Below are 17,657 nucleotides of genomic sequence, written 5' to 3' on the forward strand. Positions count from 1 at the left end.
CAAAAGTGTCATTACAACGATAACTGCTTTATAATGTGAATAATTTTATTACATTTGAGAGGTTTTAAGGATTAATTAATGATTACACATATACAAGGAAGACTTGTTGAAAAGAATCCAACAGATATTGTTGTAGATTGTAATGGCGTTGGCTATTTACTAAACATTTCTTTAAATACATTTTCCCAAATTCCTGATGAGGAGCATATAAAGCTTTATACACACCTTCAAGTTAAGGAAGACTCGCATACCCTATTTGGATTTACTACTTTAGCAGAGCGTGAAGTGTTTAGACTTTTAATTTCGGTTAGTGGTGTAGGAACCAGTACAGCAAGAACCATGTTATCCTCTTTAACACCAAAACAGGTTAGAGAAGGGATTGCTCAAGAAGATGTTGCTTTAATTCAATCTATAAAAGGTATTGGTGCTAAAACCGCTCAACGAGTTATTTTGGACTTGAAAGATAAAATTTTGAAAGTTTATGATATTGACGAACTTTCACCTCAAAAAAGCAATACAAACAAAGATGAAGCGTTATCTGCTTTAGAAGTTCTTGGGTTCAACAAAAAACAAGCAAATCGTGTACTAGATAAAATTTTAAAAAGTACGCCAGAAGCAGACGTTGAATTCTTGATAAAAGAGGCTTTAAAAAATTTATAAAAGATTTGAGGACAACTAACTATACTAATCAATTACTAAGGCGTCATATTGTATTTAGTTTGGCTTTCTTTTGCAGTGTATTTGCTATGGCACAGCAAAACCCAACAGCGCAAGATAGTACAAAAACAGGGTATTCATTAGGTAATATGACCATGCCAAATCCCAATAGTATAGAGTCTAAATATACTTACGACCCTTTAACAGATAGATATATTTATACCGAATCGGTTGGTGATTTTAATATTAATTATCCCATTATCCTTACACCAGAAGAGTATCAAGATTTTATACTAAAAGAAAGCCTTAAAGAATATTACAAACAAAAAGTTGATGCTTACGATGGTAAAAAAGAAGGCTCTGAAGAAGAGCAAAAAAACTTATTGCCAGAATTTTATGTGAGATCTGGTTTTTTTGAAACTATCTTTGGTGGTAATACCATTAATGTGGTGCCTCAAGGTTCTGTTGAAATAGATTTAGGGGTGTTATTTACCAAACAAGACAATCCCACATTTTCACCTAGAAACAGAAGGAATTTTTCGTTTGATTTTGATCAAAGAATTAGCTTAAGTCTTTTAGGTAAAGTAGGAACAAGGTTACAAGTAACAGCAAATTACGACACCGAGTCTACTTTCGATTTTCAAAACTTAATTAAATTAGAATACACACCCACAGAAGACGATATTATTCAAAAAATAGAAGTAGGTAATGTAAATATGCCACTTAACAGTTCACTTATTTCAGGTGCACAAAGTTTATTTGGTGTAAAAACACAACTTCAATTTGGAAAAACAACCATTACAGGAGTGTTTTCTGAGCAAAGATCAGATACTAGAACGGTAGTCGCTCAAGGCGGTGGAACTGTAGAAGATTTTGAATTTTATGCTAGAGATTACGATGAAAATCGCCACTTTTTCTTAGGGCATTATTTTAGAGATAATTACGATAGAGCCTTAGAAAACTATCCCTACATTAATAACAATATTCAAATTACAAGAATTGAAGTTTGGATAACCAATAGAAATAATTCTACTGAAAATGTTAGAAATATTGTAGCCTTACAGGATTTAGGGGAGTCTAACCCAGATCCAAATGCCAATAATTTATATTTACAATCTATTCCAGGAGGATTTATCAATGCTGGACCAAACGCTTTTCCAGACAATGGTAATAACGATTACGATCCTACAGCTATTGGAACAGGATCTGTATTAACCGAAGCCATTAGAGATATTGCTACAGCACAGCAAGGGTTTGGTGCATTATCATCGGTAGTTAATGAAGGTTCCGACTATGGTAAATTAGAAAATGCAAGAAAGTTACGAGAAGGTCAAGAGTATACTTTAAACCCACAATTAGGATATATCTCTTTAAATCAAAGGTTAACCAACGACGAAATTTTAGCCGTAGCCTATCAATATACGGTTGGTGGGCAAGTTTACCAAGTGGGTGAATTTGCTAACGATGGTGTAGATGCCACTACAGTAGATGATACCTCGACAGTTACTATGGTTACTAATAATAGTTTGGTGCTTAAAATGCTTAAAAGCCCTATAACCAATGTCGATCAGCCTATTTGGGATTTAATGATGAAAAACATTTACGATACAGGCGCATATCAACTAAGTCAAGATGATTTTAAGCTGAATATCTTTTATAACGAAGCATCTCCATTAAACTTTATAACCCCTGTTGATGGCACACCATTTCCTACTTTTAATGGAAATCCCATACAAGAGACCACCTTGTTAAAGCTTTTTCATTTAGACCGATTAAACTTTAATAACGACCCGCAGGCTAATGGTGATGGGTTCTTCGATTTTGTTCCTGGCTTAACAGTTTTACCGCAAAACGGAAAAATTATTTTTACAACAGTAGAGCCTTTTGGAGAGTATTTATTTGATAAACTGTCCATTTCTGCAAGTGAAGATTACAACAACGATGCTTCTTATAACGATAATCAAACCAAATATGTTTACGATATCCTTTATAAGGAAACCAAAACAGCAGCATTAGAAGAAGCCGAAAAAAATAAATTCTTATTAAAAGGGCGCTATAAGTCCTCTGGTGGCGATGGAATTCCTATAGGAGCATTTAATGTACCAAGAGGTTCTGTAACAGTTACTGCAGGAGGCCGAAAGTTAGTAGAAGGTATAGATTACACGGTGAACTATAACTTAGGAACGGTACAAATTTTAGATGAAGCCCTAAAAGCATCCAACACACCAATACAGGTTTCTACAGAAAATAATGCTGTTTTCGGACAGCAAACCAAGCGTTTTACGGGAATTAATGTAGAGCATAAGTTTAATGAAAACTTTGTGTTAGGCGCTACGTGGTTAAACTTAAACGAAAGACCTATTACGCAAAAGGCAAACTACAGTCAAGAACCTATAAACAATCACATCTTTGGTATAAATGGTAATTATTCAACCGAAGTGCCATTTTTAACTAGAATGGTAAATAAGTTACCAAATATAGATACCGATGCACCATCAAATCTTTCAGTAAGAGGAGAATTTGCTTATTTATTACCGGGAGCGCCAAAAGGAACCGATTTTAATGGCGAAGCAACATCTTATGTTGATGATTTTGAAGGCTCGCAAAATGCCATCGATTTAAAGTCGCCTCAATCTTGGTTTTTATCAAGTAGACCAAAGGGTATTAATAATAATAACGACGATGCCAATGGCATTGAACAAGGGTATAATAGAGCCTTGTTAAACTGGTATAATATCGACCCGATTTTTTATGGAAATAGAAAACCGGACGATATTTCAGATGACGATATTTCCAACCTATTTACCAGTCGTGTGTTCAGCGAAGAGCTATTCCCACAACAAGATATAGCGCAAGGACAAAGTGCTGTAATTAATACGTTAGATTTAGTTTATTACCCCGAAGATCGAGGTCCCTACAACTTTCAAACAACGAATGTCGATATACCAAATAATGTATTAACAGCTCCAGAAGATAGTTGGGCAGGAATTACAAGAGCCTTAACATCTACCGATTTTGAACAAGCCAATGTAGAATATATCGAATTTTGGTTACAAGATCCTTTTCAGGAAAATCAAGCTAATACTGGAGGGAAACTTGTTTTTAATTTAGGGAATATCTCGGAAGATATCGTAAAAGACGGAAGAAAATTATACGAAAACGGACTTCCACAAGACGGTAACGTTGTAGGTGTTTTGCCAACATCACCATCATGGGAAACGGTTTATCCTCAAAACCAGTCTTTAATTTACGCCTTTGATACTACGGGACAAGAACGAACAAATCAAGATGTTGGTTACGATGGTTATAGCGATAATGAAGAACAACAAATTTTTACAGATTATGCGGGCTTAAATGACCCAGCAAGAGATAATTATACGTATTTTTTAAACACGAGTGGTGACATCTTTGAACGCTATAAACGATATAATGGAGTAGATGGAAACTCGCCAGATACATTTTCAGATACTAACCGAGGTAATACAACCCAACCAGATGTTGAAGATGTTAATAGAGATAATACCATGAATACGATAGATAGTTACTATCAATATGAAGTAGAGTTAACTCCAGCTACATTAAACACCAACAACCCATTAATTGCCGATATTAAGGAAGGTCAAATAAGAAATTTACCAAATGGCCAAACAGCAACACCAAGATGGATTCAATTTAGAATACCAGTTTCAGAATATACAGAAGCTATTGGAGGAATAAGTGATTTAAGATCTATACGCTTTGTAAGAATGTTTTTAACTGAGTTCTCGGAAATGACAGTATTCCGTTTTGGTACTTTAGATTTAGTACGTAGTGATTGGAGACGATATACTCAAACTTTAGATGAAGACGAAGGCGACCCAGAAAACGATGCAACCGAGTTTAGTGTTGGAGTTGTTAGTACTATAGAAAACGAAGGAAGTTACCAATCGCCACCAGGAGTAGATCCTGAAGAACTATACAATAACAATACGGTAGTACGCCAAAACGAACAATCTTTAGTGGTTAATGTATGCGATTTAGAATCGCACGATGCCAGAGCGGTATTCAAAAACATAAACGTAGACATGCGTCAATATAAAAAACTAAGAATGTTTATGCATGCCGAAGAAGGTGAACTTTCTGGTTTAAATGATGATGATTTAGTTGGCTTTATACGTATGGGTAACGATTTAACCCAAAACTATTATCAAATAGAAGTACCATTAAAGAAAAGTATTGGTACAACAAGAGAAGCATTATGGCCAGAAGAAAATGAAATAAATTTAGCGCTATCACTACTACAAGATATTAAATCGGAAGCCATTAGTAATGGTGCTTTAAGTAATCCTGATCCTGTTTTTTACGATGTTAATGGAGGGTCTTTAAGTAGCGCTCCGGTTGCCGAGTATGCCGATTTACCAGCAGCAACAAATAGAAATGGATTCCATAGAATAGGAATTAAAGGAAATCCTAACTTTGGCGATATTAGAACACTAATGGTAGGTGTTAAAAACCGATCAACCTCTGATAAATGTGCTAAATTATGGTTTAACGAGTTGCGCTTATCAGATATGGATAACGAAGGCGGTTGGGCAGCTGTATTAAGTATGGATTCTAACATTGCAGACTTTGCAAATGTTAGCGCAACAGGTAGAAAAAGTACAACAGGATTTGGTTCTTTAGAACAAGGTCCAAACGAAAGAAGCCGAGAAGATGTTGTGCAATACGATGTAGTTACCAACGTAAATGTTGGACAATTATTTCCTGAAAAATGGGGCTTACAAATACCATTTAATTATGGCCAAGGTGAAGAACTCATTACACCTAAATACGATCAGTTTTACAAAGATTTAACGTTAGAATCTCGTATAGATGCAGCCGATACCGATACTGAAAAAGATAGAATTCGAGAGCAATCAGAAAATTATACCAAACGCCGAAGCATTAACTTTATTGGTGTTAGAAAAATAAAAACAGGCGACTCTAAACCACATTTTTACGATGTTGAAAACCTAACCTTTAATTATTCTTATAACAAGGTGAAACATCGCGATTTCGAAATAGAAAACTCCATAGACCAAACGGTAAGAGCTGGCGTTAATTACGCGTATAACTTCGAGCCTGTTTCTATAGAACCATTCAAGAAAAATGATTCCTTGTTTACCGGTGAGTATTGGAAAATCTTAAAAGATTTTAATATTAACCCACTGCCATCAAGTTTTACAGTAAATACAGATATTAATAGGAGCTTTAATAAACAAAAATTTAGGGATGTTGATTTAACTGGTGGTAATATAGGTTTAGAAGAATTTTATAGAAGAAACTATACTTTCGATTATCAATACACCATAAATTATAACCTTACCAAGTCGCTTCAAGTTAACTTTACAGCATCAAATAATAATATTGTTAGAAATTATTTTAAAAATGATATTATTAATGGCGAGCAAGATCCATCATTAGATGTTTGGGATGGCTTTTTCGATTTTGGAGACCCTAATAGGCAATATCAGCAATTAGGAATAAACTACGATATACCAATAAATAAAATACCAACCTTTAGTTTTATTGATGCAACCTATTCTTATAGCGGAGAATTCCAGTGGCAAAAAGGTTCCGATTTATTAGGCGATATTGATTTGAATGGGCAATCCTATAATTTAGGAAACTCCATTTCCAATGCCAATCAACATAATATAAACACCTCTTTAAATATGAATAGGTTCTATAATTATATAGGCCTAAAAAAGAAACGTACGTCTAGCAGGAATACCATAAGAAGACGACCTGGCGGAGCACCACCAGCAAAGGTAGATGGAAAGAAAGAAGATGAGGTTAAATCTAAAAAAGGCGGTCAAGGACTGTTAAACTTTGGTATAGGACTTCTTACAAGTTTAAAACGTGTACAAGTAAATTACGCTCAAACAAGCGGAACTTATTTACCAGGGTATTTAAGAACACCTGGATTTATAGGAACATTAAAACCTACTGTAGGTTTTACATTTGGTAGTCAGCGTGATGTAAGGCAATTAGCCGCAAGAAATGGTTGGCTAACAATGTATCCAGAATTTAATGAACAATACACCGTTAACCGTAATAAACAACTAGATTTTTCAGCCAATTTAGAACCATTTGATGATTTAAAAATCGATTTAGTAGGGAATAGAATCTTGGCCGAGAATTATACCGAAAATTATCGTGTAGATAATATTAACGGCGATTTGGAATACCAATCGCTTACCCCAAATACCTTTGGAAACTTTAATATTTCTACTATGTTAATTGCAACGGCATTTGGTAAAAGCGATGAAAACGAATCAGAAGCTTTTGAAACGTTTAGAAATAACAGAATTGAAATCGCCAATAGGTTAGCAGAAAAACACTATGGTAGTTCAAGCTTCCCAAGAGACGCCGAAGGTTATCCTGTAGGCTTTGGTAAGAATAATCAATCGGTGTTACTACCCTCTTTCCTATCGGCATACACAGGAAAAGATGCTGGCAAAATAAGTTTAGGAGCTTTTAGAGATATGCCAATCCCTAACTGGGATATTAAGTACACAGGTTTAATGAAGATGAAATGGTTTAAAGAACGCTTTAAACGATTCTCATTAACACACGGCTATCGTTCTAACTACACTATAAATCAGTTTAGAACAAACTTAAATTATAACGATCAAAATCCAGAAGAACTAGATCAAGGTGGAAACTTTAGAAATAAAACCCTTTATAGCAATATTAGTTTAACCGAAATGTTTAGTCCGTTAGTACGAATTGATATGGAAATGAAAAACTCCATAAAAATACTAGCCGAGTTAAAGAAAGATAGAATGTTGTCGCTAAGTTTTGATAACAACTTAATGACCGAAATTCAAGGTATGGAATACATTTTAGGACTAGGGTATAGGGTTAAAGATGTTCGTATAAAATCAAAACTAGCAGGGCCAAGAAGAATGATTGTTAGCGATTTGAACATGAAAGCCGATGTTTCATTAAGAGATAACAAAACCATTATAAGATATCTTGATTTAGATAATAATCAAGTTACCTCTGGGCAAACCATGTGGTCGGCTAAATTCACAGCAGATTATTCGTTTAGTAAAAACTTAACAGGCATTTTCTATTTTGATTATGCGTTTTCAGAATATGCTATTTCAACAGCTTTTCCACAAACAAGTATACGAGCAGGCATAACATTGCGATATAATTTTGGGAATTAACTCTAACTTGTTTGAAATTATCATATGAATAGATACATTTGCCAAAACATAACATAATTACATCAAAAATGAATATTCCAGCAGACTTAAAATACACAAAAGACCACGAATGGGTTAAAATAGACGGCGATGTTGCTACAATTGGTATTACCGATTTTGCACAAAGCGAATTAGGAGATATCGTTTACGTAGAAGTAGAAACCGTAGATGAAACCTTAGATGCTGAAGAAGTTTTTGGTACAGTAGAAGCTGTTAAAACAGTATCAGACCTTTATTTACCATTATCTGGAGAAATCATCGAGTTTAATGAAAACCTTGAAGACGAACCAGAAAAAGTAAACACAGACCCTTACGGCGACGGTTGGATGATTAAACTAAAAATCTCTGACGATACTCAAGTAAGCGATTTACTTACAGCAGACCAGTACAAAGATATTATAGGTGGCTAAAAAATATAGTCTACTTATTGCCATAGGTTATACCATAGCATTAACCTTGGTTTGTTTAATAAGTATAGACTTTAATGAGGTGCCAGATTTTGCACCCTCATTTAGCGATAAAATATTTCATTTTTTAGCTTACGCCTTGCTAACTTTTTTATGGATGAGAGCCTTTATGTTTCATCTTAAAATGTTAAAACAAAAAGCTATTTGGTCGTCATTACTGTTCTCAATTACTTTTGGTATAATAATTGAGGTGTTACAAATGACACTTACAAGTACTAGAAGTTTCGACTTTTGGGATATTTTATCAAACACTTTAGGTGTTTTATTTACAGTTTTTGTACTATCAAAGTCAAAAATTGGGCAACATTAAAAATATATAATCACTTGCTTTTTTACCAAATAAATGGTTATTTTAGCAATCAGGAAAAACAACAATTATGGAACCTAAGAAAAATTCGAAAGCAAACGTAGGACGTAACAGTTCACTTTACTTTGCCGTAGGTTTAGCATTAATGTTATTCTTAACAAACTATGCGATTAACTACAAAACCTACGATAAAGAAGCAATAGATATTGGTAAATTAGATATGGAAGAAGAATTGGAAGAAGAAATTCCAATTACTGAGCAAATCCAGACACCGCCACCACCGCCACCACCGCCAGCAGCTCCAGAAGTAATTGAAGTTGTTGAAGATGAGGAAGAAGTGGAAGAAACTGTTATCGAGTCTACCGAAACAAGTCAAGAAGAAGAAATCGTTGAGGTTGAAGAAATTGAAGTAGAAGAAGTAGAAGAAGATGTAGAAGTGCCTTTTGCTGTAATTGAAAACGTACCAGTTTTTCCAGGTTGTGAAAATGAGAAAGGAAACAACGCTAAGAAAAAATGTATGTCTGAAAGAATACAAAGATTTGTTCAAAGAAAGTTTGATACAGATTTAGCAGGCGACTTAGGCCTTTCAGGAAGACAACGTATTATTGTAATGTTTAAAATTGATAAAACAGGTAATATTGTTGGTGTAAGAGCAAGAGCACCACACCCTAAATTAAAACAAGAAGCAGAAAGTGTTGTAAAATCTTTACCTAAAATGAAACCAGGAATGCAACGTGGTAAGGCTGTAACAGTGCCTTACTCGTTACCAATCTTATTCCAAGTTCAAGACTAAGCAAACTCAGTTTTTTATAATATCAAAATCCCGATACTTGTTAAAAGTATCGGGATTTTTTTGTTTGGTACGTTTATTGTGAATTGTGAAAATATTAACATTTAAACATCACTATTATGAAAAAATCAAAGAAAAATCAGAAGGTTTTAAAGAAAAATGAGTTGTCTATTCAAAAAAACTCAACCTTGTATTTTCAGGTTGGATTAATTATCTGCTTGCTAATTACCTATGGATTGTTAGAAATGAAATTTGAATCTAAAGACTATGCGCCACAAGTATTAACTAACTTAGAAGAAGACGATATTTATGTATTCGATAAACAAGTAAAAGTATATCAGGAAGAAGTTAAAGTGAAAAAGAAAAAACCAACAGTCTTTAAGGATCCCGTAATCTCTAATGATGATGATACAGCTGAAGAAACACCAGATATTGTAACAGAGCCAGTAACTAACGATCCTATTGCCGACCCAGGAAATATTGTAGTAGAGAAAAAACCAGACGATTTACCGCCAGTAAGTATTATGGCTGTTGAGCAAGTGCCAGTTTTTCCTGGTTGTGAAGATGAAACCTCTAATAAGGCCCGCATTAAATGCATGTCAGAAAAAATCTCAAAGCATATTAAAAGAAAGTTCGATACCAATATAGCTTCAGATCTGGGATTAAGCGGTTTGCAACGCATTAATGTGATGTTTAAAGTAGACAAAAATGGTCAAGTAACCGATATTAAAGCAAGATCGCCATATAAACAATTAGATAATGAGGCAAAACGTGTTATTGGTAAATTGCCTAATATGCAACCAGGAAAACAAGATAAAAAAGCAGTAGATGTTGTTTATGGCTTGCCAATTATGTTTCAAGTTCAAAACTAATTTATTGTTTGTATAGACGTTAAAACCACTGTAGCATGCAGTGGTTTTTTTATAGTCGTTATTAATAAAAATAGTATCTTTCAAGTCGAATAAATTTTATCTTTTCATATGAAATTATATGGTCTTCTGTTATTGACGCTATGTAGCCTTTCTTCATTAGCACAATCCCAATTTTATGAAAAACCTCCTGTCTTTCCAGAGTGCGAAAATGAATCTATTGAAAACATAAAGACGTGCTTCGATAATCAAATTTTCAGTCACATTTTTAAAACATTTCAAGTTCCAGATATTGTAAAAGATGATTATGAGGGTGATGTGGCTGTTTTGTTTGAAGTTGATAAAGAGGGTGATTTTCGCGTTATTTATGTAGATGCTATTTACGACGAGTTAAAAGATGAAGTAAAAAATGTATTTTCAAAATTACCAAAAATACAACCTGCTACTTATAATGGAAATCCTATTTTTAAGCAATATTCGGTAGTAATTAAAATTCCATTACAAGACCAAACCATATCTGCGAAGAGTACTTCTGTAGATAGCGTAAATGGAAAAAGTAATGCGTTAACAGCTCTAGAAAAAGCTGCTAAAACAGAGTATGATAGTGTCGGTTTTAAACTAGTGCCTTACACGCAAAAAGAGCTAACAAGTGAGTTAAATATTCCGTTTACACATAGTTATTACTCTAGATTTGATAAAAGCATAAACCTAGTTGGTACAAATGCTCACACAGCATCTAAGCCTTTATTATATAGTGATGTGGCTAATTATTACGATTTTAAATCGGAAAAAGAGGCACAGCTTAAAGATAAATCGTCTTTACTAGGGCGAAAGTTGTGGAACGAACATTTGGTTAGAGTGCAATCTAAACATTATTGGTTTACGGTAGACCCCATTTTCGATTTTGAAGTTGGTAAAGATACCGAAGCCGATTTTAGTTCTACCTATAACAACACAAGAGGTATATATATACAAGGAGGTTTAGGGAAAAAGTTTAACTTTTTTACGGCCGTTTACGAAAGTCAAGGTCGGTTTGCACAATACTACAATCAATATGCAATATCAATAAAAGCAGCAGACGAAGCTGGAGTTGTTCCAGGAAGAGGTATTGCAAAAGCCTTTAAAGATCGTGGGTTTGATTACCCAGTAGCAGAAGCTTATGTGTCGTATTCACCGGCTAAATTTTTTAACGTGCAGTTAGGGCATGGTAAAAACTTTATAGGCGATGGTTATCGGTCGTTATTTACTAGTGATGTGGTAAGTCCATCAACATATTTTAAACTAAATACGAATTTCTGGAAAATAAAATATACCAATACTTGGATGTGGCTGCGCGATGTAAGACCTGAAGTGAGAGATGATGATGGTGCCTATTTAAGTAAATATATGGCAACCCATTTTTTAAGTTGGAATGCGACCAAGCGACTTAACATAGGGTTTTTCGAATCGGTTATTTGGGCTAAAACCGAAAACCGTTCGTTCGATATTAATTACATTAATCCTATTATTTTTTACCGAGCTATCGAGTTTGAAACTGGGCAAGATGCTGGAAACGCTATTTTAGGGATGTCTGCCAAATATAAAATTAGCGATAAGGTAAATGTTTATGGCCAATTTGTTTTAGATGAATTTTCGACAAGCGATGTTACTGGAGGGGAAAAGAGTTGGAAAAATAAATACGGCTATCAATTAGGGGTTAAGTATTACGATGCTTTCAAACTAAAAAATCTATACTTGCAAGCTGAGTATAATAGAATACGTCCGTATACATATTCGCATAACACGATAGCTTTAAATTATGGGCATGCCAATCAATCTATGGCGCATCTTTGGGGTGCAAATTTAAGCGAAGTAGTGTTAATAGGACACTACCATTATAAACGTTGGTTTGCTAATGCTAAAGTTATTTTTGGAGAACGAGGTTTAGATTTTAATGATGGTAGCGATAATTATAGTTATGGCGGCGATATTTTTCAAAGTTACGACGATAGACCTTCAGATACAGGAATTGTAGTGGGACAAGGCAATAAAGCAACCTCTCTTTTTGCCAATTTACAAGCCGGGTATGTTGTAAATCCGTCATCCAACCTACAGTTATTTGCCGATGTAACGTTTAGAAATTTTAATCCTGATGCACAAACAAGTATAACTTTCGAGAGTAACACAGTTTGGTTTAATCTTGGTTTAAGAACAAGTCTTTTTAATTGGTATTTCGATTTGTAATATGAACTTTTCAAAGTATCTTTGCGCTCGCAATAAAAAGGCAAAGTAAAAGTAACTTTGGAAGCTATAGAAACTTCGGTAAAACAACATAGTATCGTTTCAGACTTTAAAGAAATAACCAAAATGGGGTTGTCTTTAAGTGTCGTGTTTTCTTCAATTGCAGGATACTTGCTTGGAGCCGAAACCGTATCGGTAAAAACACTTATTTTCTTAGCCCTTGGCGGATATTTTATGGTAGGAGCCTCTAATGCCTTTAATCAAATTATTGAGAAGGATTTAGATGCTTTAATGGAACGTACCAAAAACAGACCTATTCCAGCAGGGAGAATGTCGGTAAATACAGCCTTTTTAATAGCTGCTATTTTCACTATTTTAGGGATAGGTGTTTTGTATACCATAAATCCACAAACGGCTATGTTTGGCGCGATTTCAATTTTTTTATACACGAGTGTTTACACACCTTTAAAAACTAAAACACCGCTGTCTGTTTTTGTGGGAGCTATTCCAGGAGCCATACCTTTTATGTTGGGTTGGGTAGCTGCTACTAACGATTTTGGTATAGAACCAGGAACTTTGTTTGCTATTCAATTTTTCTGGCAATTTCCGCATTTCTGGGCTATAGGATGGTTTTTATACGACGATTACAAAAAAGGTGGCTTTTATATGTTGCCAACAGGAAAACGAGATCGCGGGACAGCTGTACAAACCATTATGTATACTATCTGGACAGTTATTATGTCTTTAATTCCTGTGTTTGGGTTTACAGGTAAGCTCTATTTGTCACCAATAGCAGCAGTAGTTGTAGGGGGGTTAGGCTTTGTTATGATTTACTATGCCTTTAAGCTATTTAAGAATATGACGTCTCATGCAGCAAAACAACTAATGTTAGCTAGTGTTTTGTATATCACCCTATTGCAAGTTGTTTATGTTGCAGATAAATTTTTAAGACATTTATGGATTTAACACAAGGAACCGACCAAGAAAAAAATAATAGAGCCAAAAAAATGATGTTGTGGTTTGGAATTATTTCCTTAACCATGTCGTTTGCAGGATTAACCAGTGCCGTTATTGTTAGTAGTTCTAGGCCAGATTGGTTAAACGATTTTAGTTTACCACAAGCTTTTATAACAAGCACCATATTAATAATACTAAGTAGCGTTACTTTTTTATTGGCTAAACGGGCTGTTAAGAATAATAAAAATGCGCAAGCAACAGTGTTATTATGGATAACCCTTCTGTTAGGCATTGTTTTTATTTGGAGCCAATTAATAGGCTTTAAACAAATTATAGATTTGGGTTACACTTTTACTGGTCCAACTAGTAATGTAACTATGAGTTTTGTATATATTATTGCATTTGTACACATCTTACACGTTGTTGTGGGGCTAATATCAATTTTAGTAGTAATTTATAATCATTATAAACAAAAGTATTCGCCTAGTAATTTATTAGGGGTAGAATTATCCGCAACTTACTGGCATTTTGTTGATTTCCTTTGGTTATTTCTGTTTTTGTTCTTGAATTATATAAGTTGATTTTAATAACTTAATATAGTTAACATCTAGAACTTTTAAGGCGTATAAAGGATTTCAATTCAAAAATTAGAAAAATCATATTTCTTTAGATGAAGAAATTGATTATTTTTGTGCAACTTTTAATAACTAAACCAATTATATGGACACGACAGTTGTAAATACTGGAACAGAAGGTAAAACTTGGGGTGGTGGAAATCAACCATTAAAAGCGAGTTATGGTAAAATGATGATGTGGTTCTTCATCCTATCAGATGCGTTAACTTTTTCTGGTTTTTTAGCAGCCTACGGATTTTCAAGATTTAAGTTTATAGACTCATGGCCAATTGCAGACGAAGTGTTTACACACGTACCGTTTTTGCATGGGCAAGAATTGCCAATGATTTATGTGGCATTCATGACTTTTATTTTAATTATGTCTTCGGTAACTATGGTATTAGCCGTAGATGCTGGACATAAAATGAATAAAGCCAAAGTGACCATATATATGTTCCTTACCATAATTGGTGGTTTAATATTCGTTGGATCTCAAGCATGGGAATGGGCAACATTTATTAAAGGCGATTATGGTGCTATCCAAACTAATGGAGGTAACATTTTACAATTTGTAGATAACGAAGGTCACCGAGTAGCTTTAAGAGACTTTGCTATTGTTGATGAGCATAAAACACGTGTAGAAGATCAACGTAAAAGCGGTATCTGGTTTACAGATAACGAATCGTTACCAACCTTTACACTAGAAGAGGTGGTGAGTGGCTTTGAAGCTAATGATAATATCTTAATTCGCACACAGCAATTAACAGAAGACGGAAAGAAAACAGTACTTTCCAGAGAAGAATCTATTAAGCAATTAAAAGCTAATGGAAAAGCTGTTGTAGAAGGTGCTAATCTTCATGTAAATGAATATGGATCGCCTCTATTCGCAGACTTCTTTTTCTTTATTACAGGATTCCACGGATTTCACGTATTCTCTGGGGTTGTAATTAATATCATTATTTTCTTTAATGTTATTTTAGGAACTTACGAAAGAAGAAAAAACTACGAAATGGTCGAGAAAGTAGGGCTTTATTGGCACTTTGTAGATTTAGTATGGGTATTTGTATTTACTTTCTTCTATTTAGTTTAATTTATCAGATTTAAAATAAAGCATACATCATGGCAGACGCACATAAATTAGAAATACTAAGAGGCTTAATAAAATTTAAAAGCAATACCCAGAAAATTTGGGGTGTATTAATCTTGCTTTCTATTGTAACAGCAATCGAAGTTGTTTTAGGGATATATAAACCAGAAGCTTTAGAAGGAAAAGTTATTGGAATGAAAATCTTAAACTGGATTTTTATTATTTTAACTATCGTAAAAGCATATTACATTACTTGGGATTTTATGCATATGAGAGATGAAACTAAAGGCCTAAGAAGAGCCGTAGTTTGGACAGGAGTATTCTTAATATGTTACCTTATTTTTATCTTGCTTCAAGAAGGAGGATACATACAAGGAGTTTACGAAAATGGATTTGTAAAAAGAGACTTTTAATTAAGTTAAATAGATATTAAAAGGCGGTTTTTAAACCGCCTTTTTTTATTTTTGCACCTATGAAACTAAAGTCCTCTCAAAAGTATATAGTTCTAGGTGTACTGTTTTTTTTGCCAGTTATGTTTTTGCTTTTTTTATATCCTGCTAAGCATAATTATGATGCTTTAGATGTTGTGAAAGCTAATGTTTCAGAAATAAACGATTTTACATCTAAAGAACCAGTTTTTATTAAAGACCATTTAACCGTTTTAGCTTTTTTAGGAAATAAGCCCAAAGAAAAACTTATTGAAGCGTCTAACCTAAAAGAATTGGTTTACGATAAATTTAAAGGGTTTAAAACATTTCAAATTGTATTTGTATTACCCAAAGGAAGTGAACAACAAGGCGAAACCCTTAAAAAAGAAATAGCAACCTATAAACCTTTAGAATATTTACATTTGGTTTATGGAAGCGAGCAACAAATAAATACATTGTACAGTAGCTTAAGGTCATCTAAAAGGTTAGATGATAATTTATCTTCACAACAAGTTTTTTTAATAGATAAAGAACAAAATCAAAGAGGAAGGTTGGATGATAGAACAGATGGTGAAATAGAGAAAAAAGCAGCGGTTTATCCGTTATTATCATACAACTGTATAGAAGTTGCCGAACTTAAAAATAAAATGAGTGAAGACTTACGTATTTTGTTTACAGAATATAGACAAAAACGCAAAGGAAATTTCGATTCAACAACGCGAAGAGCAAACGATATAAAATAAAAATATGAGCAAGAAACAAAATTATTCTTACATAGGAATTGCTTTTATAATACTGGTTTTTGGTATCATTTTTATACCTAAAATTGTTGATAGAATTAAAAATAACGACATTACTAGAAGTGATAGAATGACCCAGGAACAAGACAATAACTTTTCCAATCAAAGTTCTTTATCATTTTTAGAAATTAATGGTAAACGAAAAAAAGTACCAGCTTTTAGTTTTGTTAATCATAAAGGCGATACCATTACGCAAAACGACTATTTAGGTAAAGTGTATGTTGTGGAGTTTTTCTTCACCACATGTCCAACAATATGTCCTAAAATGAATAGAAATTTAGTACATATACAAAATGCGTTTACATCATATAACGATTTTGGTATAGCATCGTTTTCAATAAACCCAACTCACGACACACCAGAAGTGTTAAGCAATTACGCTAAACAATACGGTATTACAAACCCAAATTGGCATTTAATGACGGGCAATAAAGAAGCTGTTTATGAATTGGCTAATAAAGGATTTAATATTTTTGCGGGAGAAAACCCAGAAGTAGCAGGAGGATTTGAGCATTCGGGTAATTTTGCTTTAATAGATAAAAATGGTTATATCCGTTCTAGAATGGATAACTTTGGTAATCCTAAAATATTTTATTCAGGAGTAACTAGTATTGAAGATCAAGTTGATGACGATGGGCAAAAGGAAGAAATAACCATGCTAAAAGAGGATATAAAAAAATTATTAAATGAGTAAAATAGAAAATCTTGACGCTGAAAAAAAATACAACAAATGGATTGTTGTGTTGTCTGTTGTTATTCCGTTAGCCGTTGCTGCTTTGTTTGGTATAAAGTTGCCTAATGTTGAACCGCTAACATTTTTACCTCCCATTTATGCCTCTATAAATGCGATAACTGCAGTTTTATTAATATCGGCTTATTGGGCGATTATTAACAAAAAACCTTTACTGCACGAACGACTCATTAAAGTAGCCATCTTTTTTTCAGTAGCTTTTTTAGTCATGTATGTGGCTTATCATATGACTAGCGATTCAACAAAATATGGTGGCGAAGGGGTTTTAAAATACATTTATTATATTATTTTAATAACTCATATTTTACTTTCAATTATTATAATTCCTTTTGTATTAATTACCTATGTAAGAGCTATTACAAAAAACTTTGAAAGACATAAAAAAATAGCACGTATTACCTTTCCTTTATGGTTGTACGTGGCAATTTCAGGTGTTATGGTTTATATTATGATATCACCGTATTACAACTAGTTC

The 17,657-nt window shown here is 33.7% G+C and carries 14 protein-coding genes; all 14 read left to right on the top strand.

Annotated elements, in window-relative coordinates:
* Positions 1-78 precede the first annotated feature (78 nt).
* The 14 genes from ruvA (at position 79) to EJA19_RS07915 (ending at position 17,654) form a co-directional block, all read left to right on the top strand.
* Complete coding sequence (gene ruvA / locus EJA19_RS07850) at positions 79-660, top strand: Holliday junction branch migration protein RuvA (RefSeq protein WP_125467810.1); 582 nt, start codon at positions 79-81, stop codon at positions 658-660.
* An 86-nt stretch (positions 661-746) separates the two neighbouring features.
* On the top strand, positions 747-7,853 hold the full coding sequence (gene sov / locus EJA19_RS07855; protein ID WP_240640247.1) for a T9SS outer membrane translocon Sov/SprA: 7,107 nt from the start codon (positions 747-749) through the stop codon (positions 7,851-7,853).
* A gap of 68 nt (positions 7,854-7,921) precedes the next feature.
* A complete protein-coding gene (gene gcvH / locus EJA19_RS07860; RefSeq protein ID WP_125467812.1) occupies positions 7,922-8,302 on the top strand; it encodes a glycine cleavage system protein GcvH in 381 nt (126 codons plus the stop codon).
* Entirely contained in the window at positions 8,295-8,669 is a 375-nt protein-coding gene (locus EJA19_RS07865) for a VanZ family protein (RefSeq protein WP_125467813.1), read from the top strand. Before gcvH ends, EJA19_RS07865 begins: the two co-directional genes overlap by 8 nt.
* A gap of 67 nt (positions 8,670-8,736) precedes the next feature.
* Complete coding sequence (locus tag EJA19_RS07870) at positions 8,737-9,459, top strand: energy transducer TonB (protein ID WP_125467814.1); 723 nt, start codon at positions 8,737-8,739, stop codon at positions 9,457-9,459.
* Positions 9,460-9,575: 116 nt separating this feature from the next.
* Positions 9,576-10,328: an energy transducer TonB gene (locus EJA19_RS07875; protein ID WP_125467815.1), complete on the top strand. Its 753-nt coding sequence runs from the start codon at positions 9,576-9,578 to the stop codon at positions 10,326-10,328.
* A 108-nt stretch (positions 10,329-10,436) separates the two neighbouring features.
* Complete coding sequence (locus tag EJA19_RS07880; RefSeq protein WP_125467816.1) at positions 10,437-12,548, top strand: gliding motility protein RemB; 2,112 nt, start codon at positions 10,437-10,439, stop codon at positions 12,546-12,548.
* A gap of 57 nt (positions 12,549-12,605) precedes the next feature.
* On the top strand, positions 12,606-13,511 hold the full coding sequence (cyoE, locus tag EJA19_RS07885; protein WP_125467817.1) for a heme o synthase: 906 nt from the start codon (positions 12,606-12,608) through the stop codon (positions 13,509-13,511).
* Positions 13,502-14,083 (top strand): cytochrome c oxidase subunit 3, encoded by a 582-nt coding sequence (locus EJA19_RS07890; protein ID WP_125467818.1) that lies wholly within the window; start codon positions 13,502-13,504, stop codon positions 14,081-14,083. Before cyoE ends, EJA19_RS07890 begins: the two co-directional genes overlap by 10 nt.
* Before the next feature lie 139 nt (positions 14,084-14,222).
* Positions 14,223-15,206: a cytochrome c oxidase subunit 3 gene (locus tag EJA19_RS07895; protein WP_125467819.1), complete on the top strand. Its 984-nt coding sequence runs from the start codon at positions 14,223-14,225 to the stop codon at positions 15,204-15,206.
* A 29-nt stretch (positions 15,207-15,235) separates the two neighbouring features.
* On the top strand, positions 15,236-15,616 hold the full coding sequence (locus EJA19_RS07900) for a cytochrome C oxidase subunit IV family protein (RefSeq protein WP_125467820.1): 381 nt from the start codon (positions 15,236-15,238) through the stop codon (positions 15,614-15,616).
* A 59-nt stretch (positions 15,617-15,675) separates the two neighbouring features.
* Complete coding sequence (locus tag EJA19_RS07905; protein ID WP_125467821.1) at positions 15,676-16,374, top strand: hypothetical protein; 699 nt, start codon at positions 15,676-15,678, stop codon at positions 16,372-16,374.
* A gap of 4 nt (positions 16,375-16,378) precedes the next feature.
* Positions 16,379-17,125: an SCO family protein gene (locus EJA19_RS07910; protein WP_125467822.1), complete on the top strand. Its 747-nt coding sequence runs from the start codon at positions 16,379-16,381 to the stop codon at positions 17,123-17,125.
* Positions 17,118-17,654, top strand: a complete 537-nt coding sequence (locus EJA19_RS07915; RefSeq protein ID WP_125467823.1) for a DUF420 domain-containing protein — start codon at positions 17,118-17,120, stop codon at positions 17,652-17,654. The genes EJA19_RS07910 and EJA19_RS07915 overlap by 8 nt, the downstream gene beginning before the upstream one ends.
* Positions 17,655-17,657 lie beyond the last annotated feature (3 nt).

Source organism: Mangrovimonas spongiae (assembly GCF_003944795.1).
GTDB lineage: Bacteria > Bacteroidota > Bacteroidia > Flavobacteriales > Flavobacteriaceae > Mangrovimonas > Mangrovimonas spongiae.

Bases quoted from the DNA above. Each gene is read 5' to 3' on its own strand.
- ruvA (WP_125467810.1), top strand. From the start codon at position 79: ATGATTACACATATACAAGGAAGACTTGTTGAAAAGAATCCAACAGAT.
- sov (WP_240640247.1), top strand. From the start codon at position 747: ATGGCACAGCAAAACCCAACAGCGCAAGATAGTACAAAAACAGGGTAT.
- gcvH (WP_125467812.1), top strand. From the start codon at position 7,922: ATGAATATTCCAGCAGACTTAAAATACACAAAAGACCACGAATGGGTT.
- EJA19_RS07870 (WP_125467814.1), top strand. From the start codon at position 8,737: ATGGAACCTAAGAAAAATTCGAAAGCAAACGTAGGACGTAACAGTTCA.
- EJA19_RS07875 (WP_125467815.1), top strand. From the start codon at position 9,576: ATGAAAAAATCAAAGAAAAATCAGAAGGTTTTAAAGAAAAATGAGTTG.
- EJA19_RS07880 (WP_125467816.1), top strand. From the start codon at position 10,437: ATGAAATTATATGGTCTTCTGTTATTGACGCTATGTAGCCTTTCTTCA.
- EJA19_RS07890 (WP_125467818.1), top strand. From the start codon at position 13,502: ATGGATTTAACACAAGGAACCGACCAAGAAAAAAATAATAGAGCCAAA.
- EJA19_RS07895 (WP_125467819.1), top strand. From the start codon at position 14,223: ATGGACACGACAGTTGTAAATACTGGAACAGAAGGTAAAACTTGGGGT.
- EJA19_RS07900 (WP_125467820.1), top strand. From the start codon at position 15,236: ATGGCAGACGCACATAAATTAGAAATACTAAGAGGCTTAATAAAATTT.
- EJA19_RS07905 (WP_125467821.1), top strand. From the start codon at position 15,676: ATGAAACTAAAGTCCTCTCAAAAGTATATAGTTCTAGGTGTACTGTTT.
- EJA19_RS07910 (WP_125467822.1), top strand. From the start codon at position 16,379: ATGAGCAAGAAACAAAATTATTCTTACATAGGAATTGCTTTTATAATA.
- EJA19_RS07915 (WP_125467823.1), top strand. From the start codon at position 17,118: ATGAGTAAAATAGAAAATCTTGACGCTGAAAAAAAATACAACAAATGG.